Annotated in this window: 17 protein-coding genes; 6 read left to right on the plus strand and 11 right to left on the minus strand. The window is 65.6% G+C overall.

Going from position 1 to position 16,272, the window contains the following annotated elements; translation table 11 throughout:
- On the plus strand, positions 1–557 hold a 557-nt coding region (locus AC4D2O_RS17910; RefSeq protein WP_490908726.1), incomplete at its 5' end, for a glutaminase.
- Positions 558–1,031: 474 nt separating this feature from the next.
- On the opposite strand, the gene AC4D2O_RS17915 is transcribed toward AC4D2O_RS17910, so the two are convergent.
- Entirely contained in the window at positions 1,032–1,589 is a 558-nt protein-coding gene (locus AC4D2O_RS17915) for a GAF domain-containing protein (protein WP_490908727.1), read from the minus strand.
- A 343-nt stretch (positions 1,590–1,932) separates the two neighbouring features.
- On the opposite strand from AC4D2O_RS17915, the gene AC4D2O_RS17920 reads away from it, so the two are divergent.
- Positions 1,933–2,346 carry a hypothetical protein gene (locus tag AC4D2O_RS17920; RefSeq protein WP_490908728.1) on the plus strand — a complete coding sequence of 138 codons (414 nt, stop codon included), beginning with the start codon at positions 1,933–1,935 and terminating at the stop codon, positions 2,344–2,346.
- 119 nt (positions 2,347–2,465) lie between these two features.
- Positions 2,466–3,791: a DUF2254 domain-containing protein gene (locus AC4D2O_RS17925; RefSeq protein WP_490908729.1), complete on the plus strand. Its 1,326-nt coding sequence runs from the start codon at positions 2,466–2,468 to the stop codon at positions 3,789–3,791.
- A 90-nt stretch (positions 3,792–3,881) separates the two neighbouring features.
- On the opposite strand, the gene AC4D2O_RS17930 is transcribed toward AC4D2O_RS17925, so the two are convergent.
- Together AC4D2O_RS17930 and AC4D2O_RS17935 are read right to left on the minus strand one after the other, a co-directional pair.
- A complete protein-coding gene (locus AC4D2O_RS17930; protein ID WP_490908731.1) occupies positions 3,882–4,595 on the minus strand; it encodes a hypothetical protein in 714 nt (237 codons plus the stop codon).
- A gap of 48 nt (positions 4,596–4,643) precedes the next feature.
- Positions 4,644–5,177: a DUF421 domain-containing protein gene (locus AC4D2O_RS17935; RefSeq protein ID WP_490908809.1), complete on the minus strand. Its 534-nt coding sequence runs from the start codon at positions 5,175–5,177 to the stop codon at positions 4,644–4,646.
- A gap of 89 nt (positions 5,178–5,266) precedes the next feature.
- On the opposite strand from AC4D2O_RS17935, the gene AC4D2O_RS17940 reads away from it, so the two are divergent.
- From AC4D2O_RS17940 to AC4D2O_RS17950, 3 genes are all read left to right on the plus strand, one after another.
- The gene (locus tag AC4D2O_RS17940) at positions 5,267–5,464 is read left to right on the plus strand and encodes a hypothetical protein (RefSeq protein ID WP_490908732.1); all 198 of its coding nucleotides are present in this window, start codon (positions 5,267–5,269) and stop codon (positions 5,462–5,464) included.
- 201 nt (positions 5,465–5,665) lie between these two features.
- Positions 5,666–6,550, plus strand: coding sequence for a cation efflux transmembrane domain-containing protein (locus AC4D2O_RS17945; RefSeq protein ID WP_490908733.1), 885 nt, complete (start codon positions 5,666–5,668; stop codon positions 6,548–6,550).
- A 568-nt stretch (positions 6,551–7,118) separates the two neighbouring features.
- Entirely contained in the window at positions 7,119–7,679 is a 561-nt protein-coding gene (locus AC4D2O_RS17950; RefSeq protein ID WP_490908735.1) for a uridine kinase family protein, read from the plus strand.
- Between the two features lie 278 nt (positions 7,680–7,957).
- On the opposite strand, the gene AC4D2O_RS17955 is transcribed toward AC4D2O_RS17950, so the two are convergent.
- The 8 genes from AC4D2O_RS17955 to AC4D2O_RS17990 form a co-directional block, all read right to left on the minus strand.
- Positions 7,958–8,854, minus strand: coding sequence for an NAD(P)-dependent oxidoreductase (locus AC4D2O_RS17955; RefSeq protein WP_490908737.1), 897 nt, complete (start codon positions 8,852–8,854; stop codon positions 7,958–7,960).
- Between the two features lie 42 nt (positions 8,855–8,896).
- Entirely contained in the window at positions 8,897–10,375 is a 1,479-nt protein-coding gene (locus AC4D2O_RS17960; protein WP_490908738.1) for a four-carbon acid sugar kinase family protein, read from the minus strand.
- A 103-nt stretch (positions 10,376–10,478) separates the two neighbouring features.
- Positions 10,479–11,861: an MFS transporter gene (locus AC4D2O_RS17965; protein WP_490908740.1), complete on the minus strand. Its 1,383-nt coding sequence runs from the start codon at positions 11,859–11,861 to the stop codon at positions 10,479–10,481.
- Positions 11,862–11,998: 137 nt separating this feature from the next.
- Positions 11,999–12,769: an SDR family NAD(P)-dependent oxidoreductase gene (locus AC4D2O_RS17970; RefSeq protein WP_490908742.1), complete on the minus strand. Its 771-nt coding sequence runs from the start codon at positions 12,767–12,769 to the stop codon at positions 11,999–12,001.
- Between the two features lie 18 nt (positions 12,770–12,787).
- Positions 12,788–13,741, minus strand: a complete 954-nt coding sequence (locus tag AC4D2O_RS17975; RefSeq protein ID WP_490908744.1) for a 3-hydroxyacyl-CoA dehydrogenase family protein — start codon at positions 13,739–13,741, stop codon at positions 12,788–12,790.
- On the minus strand, positions 13,738–14,682 hold the full coding sequence (locus AC4D2O_RS17980) for a sugar phosphate isomerase/epimerase family protein (protein WP_490908745.1): 945 nt from the start codon (positions 14,680–14,682) through the stop codon (positions 13,738–13,740). The genes AC4D2O_RS17975 and AC4D2O_RS17980 overlap by 4 nt, the downstream gene beginning before the upstream one ends.
- A 102-nt stretch (positions 14,683–14,784) precedes the next feature.
- Complete coding sequence (locus AC4D2O_RS17985; protein ID WP_490908746.1) at positions 14,785–15,501, minus strand: GntR family transcriptional regulator; 717 nt, start codon at positions 15,499–15,501, stop codon at positions 14,785–14,787.
- A complete protein-coding gene (locus AC4D2O_RS17990) occupies positions 15,482–16,270 on the minus strand; it encodes a triose-phosphate isomerase family protein (RefSeq protein ID WP_490908747.1) in 789 nt (262 codons plus the stop codon). Before AC4D2O_RS17990 ends, AC4D2O_RS17985 begins: the two co-directional genes overlap by 20 nt.
- Positions 16,271–16,272: the final 2 nt, after the last annotated feature.

A 16,272-nucleotide genomic window follows, 5' to 3' on the forward strand; every position in this document is an offset into this window, starting at 1 on the left:
GAGGCCTCTCCGCCTTCGCCGGGCGTCGGCTCGAAGTGGATGAAAGCGTCGCCCACAACGAACACCTCCTCGGCGACCGCAACCACGCACTCGCACACCTCATGCGGGCGGAGGGAACCCTGCACGTCGGTGCCGACGATGCCGTCGCCGTCTACGCTCGCGCCTGCGCCGTCCTGGTCGACGCGAAGGCACTCGCGGTGATGGGAGCAACCCTCGCCTGCGGCGGAGTCAACCCGGTGTCGGAGGAGCGCGTCGTCCCGCCGGCCGTGGCGCGCGACGTCGTCTCGGTCATGGCGACCTGCGGTGTGTACGACGGCTCAGGCCGCTGGATGCGTGCAATCGGCATCCCCGCGAAGTCCAGCGTCTCCGGAGCGATCGTGCTCTCCGCTCCCGGGCGGCTCGGTGCCGCGGTCATGAGCCCGCCTCTCGACGAGCAGGGGACGAGCGTGCGCGGGCGAGTGGCCTCCGACCTTCTGAGCGTCGAGCTCGATCTGCACGCCTTCGGCTCGGCGACGGGCGGTGACCGCGAGGGGCGCGCGTCCCGAACCGAGCAGTGACCTCGTCGAGCATCGCCAGGTCGACCCTGGTGGTCACCGACTTGCCTCGACCATCGGAAGTGCGCACTGTCCGGTCTTCCCACTGAAGACCTCGACCTGACATCACAGCGGACGGCATTCGTCGAGCATATTGATCCATCTGGTGGTGGCCGCATCATGTCCGGTGACCGGTCCTTCGACGCTCATCCTTTAGCTGGAGTCGTGGTGCGCGCCAGCACTAAGGCGAGCAGTGGGCGTTTGACCCGGACGGTGAAGATGTACGGAAAGGTGCCATCTACGTACACCGAGGGGTGCTCCCGGCTGCCAACCAGTCGTTCAATCAAAGGATCCGTTGATGAGGCTGACCGCTGCACAACCATGGTTGGTTTCGAGTGAGTCAGCGCTCACTTTTCCCAGAGCACGTGCCAGTCTTTATGCCTCCGCGGCCAGCAAGGCCGTAGTAGGGCGCCGGTGGTGTCTGCTGGTCAGGTTGGGCTACCCGTCGAAGTGGGTGCGGAGGGCTTCCTGTCCGATGGATGTGACGACTTTCGCGGCGACGGCGTTGAGTTTCGCGATCCGCACCGCCGTGCGCAACGACTTCGATACTTCCCGTGCCAGCGCTTCGGCTTCGGCGACATCCTGGGCTGTGAAGTAGTTCGCCGTGGGTGCATACAGATTCAGGCCCGCGCTTGCGTCTGCATCGAGCGGGATGGGGATTCCCAGTGCGGAGCGCAGCCCGTGACCTGCGATCGCGTGGGAGTACTCACCGAACCTGGTCTCGGTGCGGAAATCGGTGACCGTGTAGGTCTTGTTCTCCCGGGCGGCACGCAGGCAGGGCCCGTCATTGAAGGCGTATTGGTCCTCGTCCATGTTCTTCGCGTGGTCGCTGCTGCTGGCCACAGTCGCCTTCGAGCGTGGCCGCAGTAGTGTCACCGCGCCGAGAACCTCGGTGCCCCGAGACGAGAACCTGCTGGCGGCGAGTTTCGCCGGGTTCGTCAGGAACTCCTCGACATCACTGCTCTCGAGGACCATGTCCTGCAGCATCCCCGCCATTGGCACTCCACCAACTACTTCACCAGCTGCTCTATCAACCGCTGAGTTCTTCACTATGTGGTGATCAGGCTTGTTTCCGAGACAGGAGGAGGCCTGTGATCCCGGGGGAGGGGTCACGCCAAACGCATCCCGTTGCTCGCCGGATGGTTGGCGGTTGTCAGTATGGTTACGATTCTCTGTTCCACTCTGTTTTCGGTTGGCTGCTCGGTGCTACGCATCTATGGTCGAAGGACGTGCTTTCCCGTGGCGTGGACCCGCGCCGCGCTCCCTCCGCTTTGGAAAGGCATCGATGACTCCCTTCAAAACGGCTCTCCCTGCTACTCGTCGTACCCGATGGACTGCGATGTCTGGCCTTCTTCTGGTCTTGGTAGGAACGGGATGTTCGAGCCCGGCGGAGGAGGATAGGGACGCGATCGCCGTAGGCGAGGACGGGTCGGTGGGGTCTGTGGAACTCCTGAGTGTCCTGCTGGTGTCCGCGGATGAGGGCGAGCCTGCGCGCTTGCTGGGCACCCTGGAGAACGAGACGGATCAGCCTCTCGAGGTCACGTTCAGCGACGATGATGACAGCGTCACCATCGCCATCGCTGGCAATGGGCAGTACCCGTTCGACACCAACGAGGCGATCTTCGAGACAGCAGGGGATGCGCCGGGGGCTAATACGACCATCACCGTCGAGGCCGACGGCGAAACAACGGAGCTGGCCGTTCCGGTCGTCGACGGGACCCTTGAGCGGTACCGGCCCTACCTACCCGAGTGACGCTTTCCCTGAGGGCGCACGTACTTGTCTGTCCCAGTGTTTCAATGCCCTTCGTCCAGGCGATGACCGGCATGTGATGACGTACGACCGCAGGACAAGGACAGGGAGGTCGATCTGAGGTGAGTCGCATCGATGGGCAGTCTGTTCGGGAGTCCCTCCGAGCCCAGCTATGGCCGATCCCGTTGGCCGCTGTCCTCATCGCACTCGTCGTGGGTCAGGTTCTTCCGTTCCTGGATGAGCGCCTCGACGACAGCATGCCTGCGGTGGTCTCGGGTGTTCTTTTCGGTGGGGGGCCCGAGGCAGCACGATCATTGCTGGAAACGATCGCGAGTTCGACCATCACCGTGACGTCGCTGACGTTCTCCCTGACGGTCGTGACCCTCCAGCTGGCCAGCAGTCAGTTCTCCCCGCGCCTGCTGCGCACCTTCACCCGGGATCGGTTCGTTCACAACACCCTCGCATTGTTCCTCGCGACGTTCGTCTTCGCTCTGACCGTGCTGAGAAGCATCCGGGTGGAGAGTAGCGCCGGTGCTAGCTTCGTCCCGGAGGTCGCTGTCACGACCGCGTTCATGCTGACCATCGCGAGCGTCGTGGGCCTCGTCCTGTTCCTGGCACACCTGGCGCGGCAGATCCGCGTGGAAACCATGCTGCGCGATGTGCACCGCGAGGCAGAGCACACGCTGAAGCGGATCTACCCCGACCAAGAATTCAAGGAGAACCAGGAACAACTCTCCCGCACCGGAGGCCTACCGCTACTGGCCCCGCGCTCGGGTTTCCTTACTCGGGTCGACGAGGTAGCACTCATAGCTAGTGCTACCCGACGGGCGGTGTTCGTCAGCGTCGACGTCGCCCCTGGAACCTCCCTGGTCGAGGGCATCCCGGTTGCCCGAATGTGGAGCACGAATGGGGCGCCACTCGATGACGGACGAGGCGAAGAGGTAGCGCAGGAGGTGCGTGCGGCGTTCCGGACCGGTTTTGAGCGTACCGCGACGCAGGACCCGTCCTTCGGCCTGCAGCAGCTTCTCGATGTCACTGATAAGGCGTTGTCTCCGGGGGTGAATGACCCCACCACAGCCGTCCACGCCCTGAGCCATATCTCCGCGATCCTTTGCTCTCTCACCGACCGGTCAACGGGACCAAGAACGCTCACCGACGGTGAAGGGGTCGCAAGAGTGCAGCTGACGCTTCCGACCTTCACTGGGCTCCTAGAACTGGTCATGGATCAACTCATCACCTATGCGTTCACCGACCCGCGAACAGCCGCCCGGACCATCGACATGCTCTCGGAAATCACCCTCAGCACAACCCATGCCGGCTCTTTGGCCCGCCTCGCTAGCCCACTTCACGCGCAGATCCAACGAGTGCATACGGCTGTGAGTGGTTCGCCCTTCGACGCGGTGATTCAACAGAATCTGACGGAGAAGCTCGCCGGTATCAAGCCGTGATGAAGAGTCAATTGCCCTGACCGTCACGGTCGCCAATGCCGCTATCAGTAGGTCATTCCGTTGCCAGTAGGTCATTCCGTTGCCCTGCAGTTACCGGTGTTCTGGGATCGAGGGTGGATCGGGGGCATCTGGTGAAGGGGACGGGTCGGCCCCGCGCAGGAAGAAGGCCCCGAGGGACCCAGCGAGAGTGGCGAAGACCGCAACGGAGTAGACCGCGAGGACCACCTGCACGATGCGGGCGAAGGGCGTTGTCGGGGTGAGACCGCTGCCGGTGATCGTTGCCATCGCCGATTCGAAAAGGGCATCCGCGTAGGAAGGGTGGGTGCCTGTCGCATACAGCAGCTGACTCGAAGCGAGGATGACGACTGCGGTTGTGGCGGCCAGCCACCCGATACGGCTGGACAGAAGCCGCCCAGCCGATCTCGAGCCGCGCACACCCGCAGAGATGATGCCCCCGAAGCGCGAGAAACGGGCCAAGCGGACGAGGCGAAGGGCCTGCAGGGCCCGGAAGAAACGCAGGAACGGCACCAGGAGGAACACGACCTGCCACCAGTTCTTTTTCCAGAACGCTCCGCTGAAGCCCGCGATGTAGGCGCGGAGCAGGAATTCGGCGACAAACACCGCCCAGAACAGCCAACCCACCACGGTGAAGAACACAATCATCCCGGCGCTGGTGGCCAGGATCTGCCCGAGCACCACGAACAGGAAGATGACGCCCAGAATACCCATGGGCTTGTCCAGGCGGGCCGCTACGGCCTCCGCGCGGAGCAGGCCCGCGTCACGCCCCGCCACCGATTCGTTCACGGGCTCCATCAAACCTCGTCCATCAGCACTCACGCCTTACCCATCTGTTCACCCATCTGTGTCGGCGTACCCCGCGACACCGCTCAATGCGGAACCGCTACCCAGCGACGTAGCCGGGATGACACTGACATTCCCGTTCGTCTCCAGTACGACTGCTGCAACTGAGGACAGATCCCCGGTGCCGGTACTGCGCACGGCTTGCAGGACCTCGGACTCGGTGAGCCGGTTGCGGCGGAGCTCGTCATGCTGCAACACTCCGTTGACGACGAGGGCGGTGGGCTTCGCCGTGACCGTGTTCCGTGCGCGGGGCCAGCGTGCGGAAACCCAGGCGACGATCAACTGCAGGCCCGCCAGAAGGAGCAGGGCCGTGAGTCCCTCGGCGTACGCGACGTCGGAGCTGAGCAGGATCGTCGCCAAGGTCGATCCCAGCGCGACGGTGATGATGAAGTCGAAAGCGTTGAGTTGGCTCAGCGTCCGCTTGCCGGAAACCCGCAGAACCCCGATCAGCGTGACATACGACACCGCCCCCACGATGAGGACCCGGACAATGTCCGCCCAGGAGTCAAACCACATTGCTGACATCTTCACGTCCGAACAGGATGACGTTCCGAGGACCAGAACCAGGATTAGGACCAGGACCTGGACGACACCTGAGGAGCTTGGTACTGGCGATGATCATCGTGTCCTCCTTCAACCCGGTTCCGGTGCAGCTTCCGGATGCTGCTTTCGACAGTACGCTGCAACGATGCGAGCGGTTCGACAGGGCGACGATCGTCCCGCACTGTCAGCCCGTCATCATCATTACCAGCGCCACGAGGCAACCGGCAGCCATCATCGCGGCCATGGGAATGTCGACAACTACCGAATGAAGCGTCACCCTGGCGCCGCCACGTCCTTGCAGTCCCACTCGGCGAGAATGCTTTCCTCCTGGATGTCGATACGTTTCTCCGGGGTCGGAAGGACGGAACCCGGTGACCGGCGACTGGGGTGAGTCGGAGATGCCGGAAGAAGTACACCGGGCGCTTCGACGAGCGATCAGACTGGAATGGGTCACGATCGGTGTACTGGTCGTGACAGTGAGCATCATCTTCCTCGTGTTGGGGAACTCGCAGGCGATGAAGACGGCGTGGATCGAGGACATGTTGTCCTTCATTCCTCCGATCGCGTTCCTGATCGGGATCAGGGTCGCCAGCCGGCCGGCTTCCACTGACCGGCCGTTCGGACACCACCGTGCAATCGGGGTGTCGCACCTGGTCGCCGCGACGGCCCTTGCCGGTATGGGCAGCTACCTCATCATCGACTCGGCGATCAAGCTCATCACCGCTGAGCACCCCACCATCGGAGGCATCACGGTCTTCGGGCACACCTTCTGGCTGGGCTGGCTGATGATCGCAGCCATGGCGCTCACCTCCATCCCTCCCGTCATCCTCGGGCGCATGAAACTCAAACTCGCCGAACCACTGCACAACAAGGTCCTCTTCGCCGACGCCGACATGAACAAGGCGGACTGGATGACCGGAGTCGCCGTCATCGTAGGAGTCACCGGCATCGGGTTCGGGCTGTCGTGGGCTGACGCTGCCGCAGCGCTGATCGTCGCGTTCTCGATCGTGCGCGACGGATTCGTGAACGTCCGCGCGGCAGTCAAAGGGCTCCTGGACGCCAGGGCCACCACCTACGATGACGCCGGGCCACATCCCCTGCTGGGCAAGGTCGAGGACTACCTGAACGGACTGACATGGGCGCAGGACGTCGGCGCCCGGGTGCGGGACGAAGGGCAGGTATTCCACATCGAGGCATTCATCGTCCCGACACGGGACCGGCCCGTCAGCATCGACGAGCTCGAGGAGGTTCACGCCGGTTTGAAGCGCCTGGACTGGAAGGTCAACGACGTCGTGGTCGTCCCCGTGCTCACCATCCCGGACATGACACGTCAGATGAGCACGAGGCCTTCTTAGAGGACCAGCCGTTGCTTGCCCGCCACAGGTGTGTTTGCTGACATCGGTTCAATCTGTCCCACAAGCCGATGCAACACCGTTTAGCGAGGTAGCAGATTCTCCCCGCTATGGAAGGAAGAGGATGGCGCTGAACTGACAGGGCCACAATCTTCGCTGCTACAGAGGCCGGCAAAGGACATTTGCCCGACCAGATCACCCTTGCCCAGCGCATCGCTGTTGATAGGTCGACGATGGCTGATATGCCTCGAGGTCCATTCAGCCCGTGGGCACCGTGCTCCCGGAAATCGCCGGCGAGTAGCTGTGCCGGGCTTCTTGAAATCATCTCTCAGAAGTGTCGGGTCGGCCACGTTGCGAACGCGGCATGCTCCCTGCAAGGAACAACGGGAGGTCAAGGCGGAGTGCGGATTGCTCTGATCCTGGATTGCCTGGGCCAGATGGATTCACGGTCGGCTGCCCAAGGTGTCACGCGCAGCAGCCCTGAGCATAATGGGAGGGTCCAAAAGACCTCCGTTAGGGCGCGCACGCAGCCATCCGCGAGACCAGCGAACACGCTGATGAGGATGATTCGATGGAAGAAGAAGCATCTCGTCGAGTCGATGAGATCTGTAAGTTCGTCCTGTCCGCGCCCGTTGCAGGCGTCCGTATCATCGGGGTAGACGGTCCATCCGGTGCAGGGAAATCCACCTTCGCGCTGCCGCTGGCTTCAAGGCTAGGTGCGCCGCTCATTCAGATTGATGACTTCGTATCGTGGAACAATTTCTCCGGCTGGTGGGATCGATTCGAGGATCAGGTGCTGAACCCCTTACTGAGCGGACAAGACGCCACCTACCAACAGCGCGATTGGGCTGGCGATGAGTTCGGAGACGGCTTGGCCGGATGGCGAACTGTTCAGTGGTCACCCGTGGTGGTTATCGAAGGTGTGACCTGTTCCAGGGCAGAAGCTTCGAACCACCTCGCCTGCCGCGTCTGGATGGAGACTCCCGCGGTCGAGCGACTGCGCAGGGGCTTGGAACGCGACGGAGATACTCACCGTGATCTTTGGCATCGCTGGATGATCGAGGAAGACGCTTTCTTCGAACGAGACAACACCCGCAAGCGAGCAGATTTCGTAATTCCTGGCGTCGCCTGACACGAAGAGCACTTCGACGTCGCGTGTGCGATGACGGAATGAGCCCTGTCCGAGAGTGGGTTCGCTGAGAGACCCCTCGACAGGCGCGACTTCCCTCCAGTGCGTATCGAATACCTACAGGTCTTCAAGACAGTGTCATGGCGCAAGGCGCAGTGGGCAGTGAAGATCTCCATGATCGGTGGCTTGATTCCAGGAGAGTCGCAACGGGAAGGCTCGCAGGAATCTTCTGTGTCGTAGGGGCATCCGGGACCGTTGAGAAGTGTGGTGCGGGCAGTTCCTCAGGGACGCCTGGCGGGGGCGATGACCTGGATCACCGCCGAGTCGTCCGCTGCGGCGAGTCCCTGCGCCTGTCCCAGCAGATAGAGCTGTTCCGCAGCCGAGGCCACGGGAGAAGCGAGGCCCGCGGCACGGGTGGCCTTGCCGACGATGCCCATGTCCTTGACGAAGATGTCGAGGCGGCTGAGCACCTCCGCCCCCTCCTCCGAGTAGGCCTCGAGCATCCGCGGGCCGCGGTTGGAGAGCATGAAGGAGCCGGCCGCCCCGGCCTCGAGGGCGGCGAGGGTCTTGGCGGGATCGAGTCCGAGCGCGTCGGCGAGGGCCATCGCCTCGGCCGCGGCTGCAATGTGCACGCCGCACAGCAGCTGATTGACGGTCTTGAGTGCCTGGCCGTCCCCGGGGTTGTCCCCGACCACGGTCATGGTGGACGCCAGGAGGTCCAGGACGGGGCGGGCTCCCTCGAGCGCGGCGGGGGCGGCTCCCACCACGATCAGGAGGTCACCCTCGCCGGCGCGCTTCGGCCCTCCGGAGAGCGGTGCGTCGACCAGGGCGACGCCGTGGTCCGCGAGGCGCGCTACGGTGGCCGGGATCGCGTCGGTCCCGACGGTGCTGGTGAGGATGACGACGGCGCCCTCCCTCAGCACGGGAGCCACCCCCTGGTCACCGAACAGGACGTCGTCGAGCTGTTCGCCGTTGCGGACCGCGAGCAGCAGGGCATCCGTGCCCGTCGCAGCCTCCTGCGCGGAGGCGAAGGTGCGGATACCGGCGTCGCGCGCCAGAGCGAGCCGCGGCTCTGCGATATCGAAGCCGTGGACCGTGAGGCCCGTGGCGAGGCGGGTGGCCATCGGCAGGCCCATGGCGCCGAGGCCGAGCACTGTGACGGAGTAGCTTTCGGTCATGGGGATCGCATCCAATGCTGGGGTAGGAGCTGTCGGGAGGGGTCAGAAGGTGGAGCTGAGTTTCCTCGTGACCTCGGCGAGGGATGAATCGTTTCCGACGTTGCCGGCGAAGACGACGAACGGGATGCCTTTCGCGGGTCCGTCGACCGGCTCCCACAGGCTGACGATGCCCGGGAGCATCGGTCCGCGGACCATGGCGTGCCTGATCTGCAGCCCGTGGGCGGCGACGTCCGAGGAGGTGATCCCTCCCTTGGCGATCACGAAGCGGGGCGGGGACACTGCCAGCGTGCGGTTCACGACGGCGACGACGGCGGCCGAGACGGTCCGGGCGATCCCGAGACTGGCGGCGGCATCGCTGGTCCGGACCAGCAGACGGCTCGTCTGCAGGATGACGTCGCCCTGTGTGAGCCGGGTGACGACCTCCTCGACGACCGCGTCGAGGTGGTCGGCCGAACGCTCGCCCAGGAGTTGCTCGACGTCGATCTCGATGATGTGCGCCCGCCGGTGCTGCTCGGTGAGGATGCCGAGCTGCCGGGTCGTGACCCCGACATGCGAACCGACCACGATCAGCCCGCCCGCCGCCGCCGGCTCGTTGCCGGCATAGGCCTCGTGGCCGCTGAGCTCCGCCCGGATGTCCTGGCCGATCCTGGCCCGCATGAAGGGCGGTCCGACGCGGTACAGGAGCCTCTTGCCGCGGCGTTCCGCTTCCTCCAGGCCGAGGGCCAGGGCACGCAGGTCGTTCTCGGTCACGACGTCGGCGACGATCGGTGTCGCCCCGGTTGCATCGGCGACGGCATCCGCGATGGCACGGGCCGATGCCGTAGCGCCGCCACCGATGCTTCCTGCACGGATGATGCCGAGGTCCAGGACGATCACGGATGCCGCCGGCACACGTCCGCCGGTCTTCTCCTCCACGTACTGCGCGAGGGAGGCGTTCCGGTACCCGAAGGTGGCATCCCGGGCGAACTCCGTATCCGACACGGGAACGAGCTGGTCCTCGCCGAGGTCCGGGGCCCGCACGTAGTGCACGCCGCCGATCGTGACACGTCCGGCGTCGGGGAAGGCCGGTACGATCACGACGCCGTCGGTGGGTTCCCCCGTGGCATCGAGGACGGTCGCGGCGATGGTGTCCGGTTCGAGGGGATAGTGCCCGCGGAGGGTGGAGTCGCCGCGGCTCACGAAGCCGAGTCGCAGGGCAGTGGATTCTGCTGCCGCTGCGGCGAGTGCGTTCCGGACGATCTCCTCGTTCCGGGCCGCCGCCTCCGGTGCGTCGAGGCTGCGGGTGTTCGTGAGCACGTAGACCGCCGGTTTCCCCTGACGGAAGGCCCAGGAGAAGTCCTCGATCTCCCACCGGGTCAGGACGGGGAGGTCCGCGACGGACTGCGTCCCGGTCGGGTCGTCGTCGAGGACGACGAAGATCCGCGGCCGGCCCCCGGAGGGCCGGACGGCCGCTGCCACCTCCAGCGCGGAGATGGATACTTCTGACGGGTAGTCGGACAACAGGTTCGTTTCAGTGGGCATGCAGCGCTCCGTCGTGCCGTGGGTGGACGCCTGGGGGGGGGGGGCAGGGTGCCCACCGGCGGCGGTACGGAGGGATGCGTACCGCCGCCGGTGGTCGTTCCCGTCAGTGGCCGGGTGCTGCCGCCGCTGTCTTCTCCTCGGCCGCCAGCAGGTCATCCGAGCGGGACCGCATGTTCTTGGTGAGGATGAACATCACCGCGGCGAGGAAGGCGAAGACGCCCACCGAGATGGTGCCGTAGAGCCCTGTCTCCGTCGTGAAGCGTTCGTCGATCGCGGTGCGCATGATCGGGGCCACGAACCCGCCGAGGTTGCCCAGCGAGTTGATCAGCCCGATGCCCGCTGCCGCTGCCGTGCCGGTGAGGAACGCCGTCGGGTAGGACCACGTGATGGGACCGCAGGCCAGGAAGCTGGAGACCGAGATCACGAGGAAGGCGATCGCCAGGACGGGCATCCCGTTCTCACCGGCGAACGCTGCACCAATGGTCGCCAGGCCGGTGGAGACGTAGAACATGGTCCCCCATGTGCGCCGACGCCGGATGGTGTTCGCGTTCTTGCCCACGAAGTAGCAGACGAACAGGCCGACGAACCACGGGATGGCCGAGATGAGGCCGATCTGCCAGAACTCCGCGTCCGGGCTGATGATGCGCCGGACCTGCTGCGGCAGGTAGAACGTGGTGCCGTAGACGGCCACCTGGAGGCAGAAGTAGATGACGGTGAAGTACCAGACCTTCCAGTTGCCCATGGCCCGCAGGATGCCGGAGGGCCCGTCCGTGCTGCGGACCTCGTCCTCCGCCTCCATGACCCTGAGCAGCGCCCGTTTCTCGTCCTTGTCCAGCCACTTCGCCTTCTGCGGACTGTCGATGAGGAAGAAGATGGCCGCGATGCCGGCGACGACCGCCATCATGCCCTCGGTGAAGAACATCACCTGCCAGCCGCGCCAGGGGGTGTAGGTGTCACCGAACGAGATCAGCGCGCCGGAGATCGGATTGCCGAGCATCTGCGAGAAGGGCTGCGCGAGGTAGAACAGGGCGAACATCTGGACGCGGACCTTGTTGGGGAACCACTCGGAGAGGAACATGATGACGCCGGGGAAGAGCCCGGCCTCTGTCACTCCGAGCAGGAACCGCAGGACGATGAACATGGTGTCGCCGGTGGTGAAGGCGAAGGCCGAGGCGACGATTCCCCAGGTGATGGCGATGCGGGCGAGCCACCACCTGGCACCGAACTTCTTGAGCAGCAGGTTGGACGGGATCTCGAAGATCGCGTAGCCGATGAAGAAGATGCCGGCACCGAGGGCGAAAGCGCCGGCGCTGATGCCGCGGTCCATCTCGAGGGCCGCTTCGGCGTATCCCACATTCGTGCGGTCCAGGAACGCGACGAAGTACAGGATGATGAGCATCGGCATGAGGTGCCGTGCGGCTTTCTTGACGGCGGAGGCAAGCGCGGGGCTGTCCAGGTCGTCTTTGACCGCGTCCGTAGCGGACATGGGACTCTCCTTAGTGCGGTTGGTGTGGTGGTGTGCGGCTCAGCCCAGGAGTGACGGGAAGATGAGCCAGGCCCCGATACCGACGAGGATGATGCCGACGGCGAGGAACAGGATGCGGGATTTCGACCAGTCGCCCATCAGTGCATGTAGAGGCCGCCGTCGACGTTCAGGGTCTGGCCCGTCACGAATCCGGCGTCCTCGCTGATGAGGTAGGCGATGGCTGCTGCGATGTCCCGGGGGGTGCCGATGCGCGGGAGGACGCCGTCGGCCGCCATGGCGGACTTCCGTTCCTCCGTGAGCGTGCCACCCATGATGTCCGTGTCGATGGGACCGGGCGAGATGGCGTTGACGGTGATGCCCGCCCCGCCCAGCTCGCGTGCCACGGAGCGCGTGAAGCCGATGACGCCGGCCTTCGCGGCGGAGTAGACGGTCTTGGAGAACGTCCCGCCGCCGCGCTGCGCGGACACCGAGGACAGGTTGACCACCCGGCCCACGCCGTGCCCGACCATGGACTCGACGGCCCGCCGGGTGGCGTAGTGGACACCGTTCATGTTGATGCCCATGACGCGGTCCCACTCCTCGGCGGTGACCTCGAGATAGGGCACGGGGCTGGAGACGCCGGCGAGGTTCACCAGGGCGACGACCTGCGGGAGTTCGGCCTCGAGGCTGTCGAAGGCTGCCCGCACCTCCGATTCGTTCGCCACGTTCGCTCCGGCCCCGGCTGCCGTGACGCCGTGCTCGTCGGCGATCTCACGGGCGACAGCCTTCGCGGCCTCCTCGTCGAGGTCGATGATGCCGATGTTCCAGCCGAGCCCGGCGAGATAGTGCGCCGACGCGCGACCGATGCCGCGCGGCGAGGCGGCGCCGGTGAGGATGACCGACCTGGAGTCGGGGAATGCTGATGCCACGAGGGGTTCTCCTTGCGATCAGTGGATGGGTGCAGGACCGAGTTCGTCCATGAGGTTCTTGATGGCCACGTATGCCTTGTTGCGGTACGCGATCAGTTCCGCGGTGCGCTCCGCCGGGACGTCCAGGTAGCCGGCGCCGGTCTTGGTGCCGAACTTGCCGGCGTCGACGAGCTCCTTCAGGGAATCCGGTGTCGCGAAGCGCTCGGGCCAGCGCGTCTGGAGCGACGCATAGCAGAACGAGTACACATCGAGTCCGGCCATGTCCGCGATGGCGAAAGGGCCGAAGACGGGGAGCCGGAAGCCGAAGGTCGTGCGGACGATCGTGTCGATGTCGTCGGCGGTCGCAATGCCCTCCTCGACGATCTGCGTGGCCTCGTGGAACAGCGCGTACTGGAGCCTGTTCAGCACGAAGCCGGTGGCGTCCTTCACCCGCGCCGTCTCCTTGCCGGTGGACGCGACGATCTCCTCGACCACGGGGATGACGCCGTCGTCCGTGTCCGGGTGCGGGATGAGTTCGACGCCGGGGATGAAGGGTGCGGGGTTCGAGAAGTGGACGCCCAGGAAGCGCTCCGGATGCTTCACGGCCTCAGCAAGGGTCGCGATCAGGATGGTGGAGGTGTTCGAGCCGATGATGGCGTCGGGCCTGGCCGCCGCGGAGATCCGCCGCAGTGTCTCGTGCTTGATCTCGATGCGCTCCGGCACGGCCTCCTCGATGAACTCGGCGTCGGACACCGCGTCCTCGATCGACTCGGCGGCCGAGACGTTCGCCTCGATGCGTTCGCGTGCATCCGCCGGGAAGAGGCCGTCGGCGGTGAACTGCTCCGCCTCGGTCAACAGGCGCTCGAGGTTCGACGCCGCGATCTCGGCGCTCACGTCCGCGATGCGTACGGTGTGCCCGGCCAGGGCGAGGACCTGGGCGATGCCGCCGCCCATGTAGCCCGATCCGACGACGGCGATTCTCTTCGGGGTCATGCGTCCTTCTTCCCAGGCAGGAGTGAGCGGATGTAGGTCTGGTTGGTGGCGCAGTTGCCGAGGCTGTCCCCGCCGTAGTGCTCGCACAGGAAGATGCCGTCGAAACCGAGCTCGAGGGCGTCGCGGATGACCTGGCGGTAGTTGATCAGCCCGGCCTCCATCGAGCTGGGGACGCTCGTCGCCCACGAGCCGTCGGCGGCCTCGTCCCGCGTGTAGTTCTTCACGTGCCAGTAGTTGGCGTACGGGAGGAGCTTCGTGTGGAGTTCGCGCCAGTCCTCCACGGGGCGGTGCAGGCGGATGAGGTTGGCGATGTCCGGATTGATCCCCACGTTGTCGAGGCCTATCTCCTCGACGAGCCGCACGGCGCTGTCACCGGTGCCGAGGTACGTGTCCTCGTACAGTTCGAGTGACATCTTCAGTCCGACGTCTGCGGCATGCCTGCCGAGTTCACGAAGGCGCGTGACCGCAGCCTGCCATACCTCCGGATCGTCCGGGTCCTTCGGTCCCTGCGCCGTCCAGAACCAGAGCGCCCGCCGCTGCGCCTCGCTGAAGGGCTGGTGGAGTCCGGTGGAGAAGACCTCCATGCCCCACTCGGCCGCCGCATCGATCGTGCGGTGTGCGTAGGCGAGGTTGCGCTCCTCGTGACCCGGCATGATCACGCTCTGCCGCTGCAGGTGGACCGACGGGATCCGGACGCCGTGCGAGGCGGCGATGGACAGGAATTCGTCCCGCCGGGACGGTTCGAGATCGGCGGGCCGGACATGGCTGTCGGCGAGCTCGGCCAGCGAGAAACCGACGTGTTCCACCTGGCTGAACATGTCGTCCCACGCCTCGGGGGCGGCGTCGTGGAGTGCCACGCCGTCCCTGCTCACCGTGGAAATGCCGTGCAGGCAGGTGGCGATCGGCCAGTCCTGCGCCGAGAACGCGGGTTGCAGAGACATCTCGTTGCTCCATTGCAATCGGGGGATTCGGAAGAGGAAAGATCCTATAGGAAATATAAACGGCCACTCCTACCTCTGCAAGGCTTTTCCGCGAGCCGGTTCTCAGGTGTCGGGGGAGTCCTCCAGCGAGCGGGCGCGGACGCCCTCGATGTGGGCACGCAGTGCCCGGACGGGCGAGTCGGGGTCGCCGCCGGCGAAGGCCTCCAGGATCGCGGCGTGCTCGGCGGCCGCCTCGGACACATCGCTCGTTCCCCTGATGACGGCCTGGCGCATCCTGTGCGTCAAGGCACCCAGATTGGCGTACATGTCCTGGACGTAGCGGTTGCCCGCGGCATCGAGGATGACCAGATGGAAGGCGTTGTCGGCGTCGAAATAATCGTGGATGGTCCGGATCGGGACCTCACCGTCCCGCATCGCGGCGGTGACCCGCTCTCCCATCTCGTGGTGGTGCTCGTGTGCCTGCCGGAGGGCGGGAAGGAAGGAGGCCGCGCGAGGCGCCGCGAGCCGGGCAGCCTCGACCTCCAGCATGATGCGGGCCTCGAACAGCTCGTCGAGCTGCTCGGGGCCGAGGGGAGGTGCGACCCGGTAGCCCTTGAGCGCCTCCCGGGTCACGAGCCCGGTGCGCTCGAGCTGGACCATGGCTTCACGGACGGGTGTCGGAGAGACCTTGAGCTGTTTGGCGACGGTGTCGATCGACAGTCTCGCCCCCGGTTCCATCTCGCTCGACAGGAGGATGTCCAGGATCCGGTCGTACACACGGTCCCGCAGGCCGCGCCGGTCGATCTCCGGAACCGGTCGGTCAGAATGCGCTGCTGTCATCACCGGATCCAATCTCCCACGCCTCGTCCAGGATGTCCCGGAACGCGGCCGGATCGTGCGCGAACCGGCCGAGGAACATGCCGTCGACATCGGGGGCTATGCGCGTCAGCAGGCCGGGGCCGGCACTACCCCCGTAGATCACCCGTGGCTCCTGCACCAGCGGGTCATCCGCCAGGTGTGCGCGGAGTGCACTGGTGACGGCACGGATGTGGGTGTCGGGTGCAGGATTTGAGCGACCGATCGCCCAGACGGGTTCGTAGGCCACGATCACAGCCCCGCCGATCCCTTCGCGGCGGGCGGCCGCGAGGCACGCCTCGAGCTGCCGCAGGCATGCGTGGGCCGCCGAACGGTGCTCGCCGTGTTCCTCCTCGCCGATGCAGAGGACCGGCACGAGGCCGTGGCGGAGGCTCGCGAGCACCTTCAGCGCGGCGGTGGAGTCCGTCTCACCGAACATGGACCGCCGCTCCGCGTGGCCGATCTCCACCAGCCGGACGCCGATCTCCGCCAGTTCCGCCGCCGACACCTCGCCGGTATAGGCGCCCGCGTCCTCCCAGTGCACGTCCTGCGCGCCCACGAGCAGCCCCCCGGGAGCGGCGAGATCCCGCACCGCGCAGATGGACGGGAACGTCGGGATGACGAAGGGCTGCACCACGTTCTGCTGCACCGCCGGGTGGGTCGAGGCGATCTCGGCCACCCGGCGCGTCCACTCGAGCTGGCGCCGATGGCCGAAGTACATCTTGAGACTCGAACCGATGGTGAACCTCGGCATGG

The organism is Arthrobacter sp. TJ-238, from assembly GCF_058269215.1.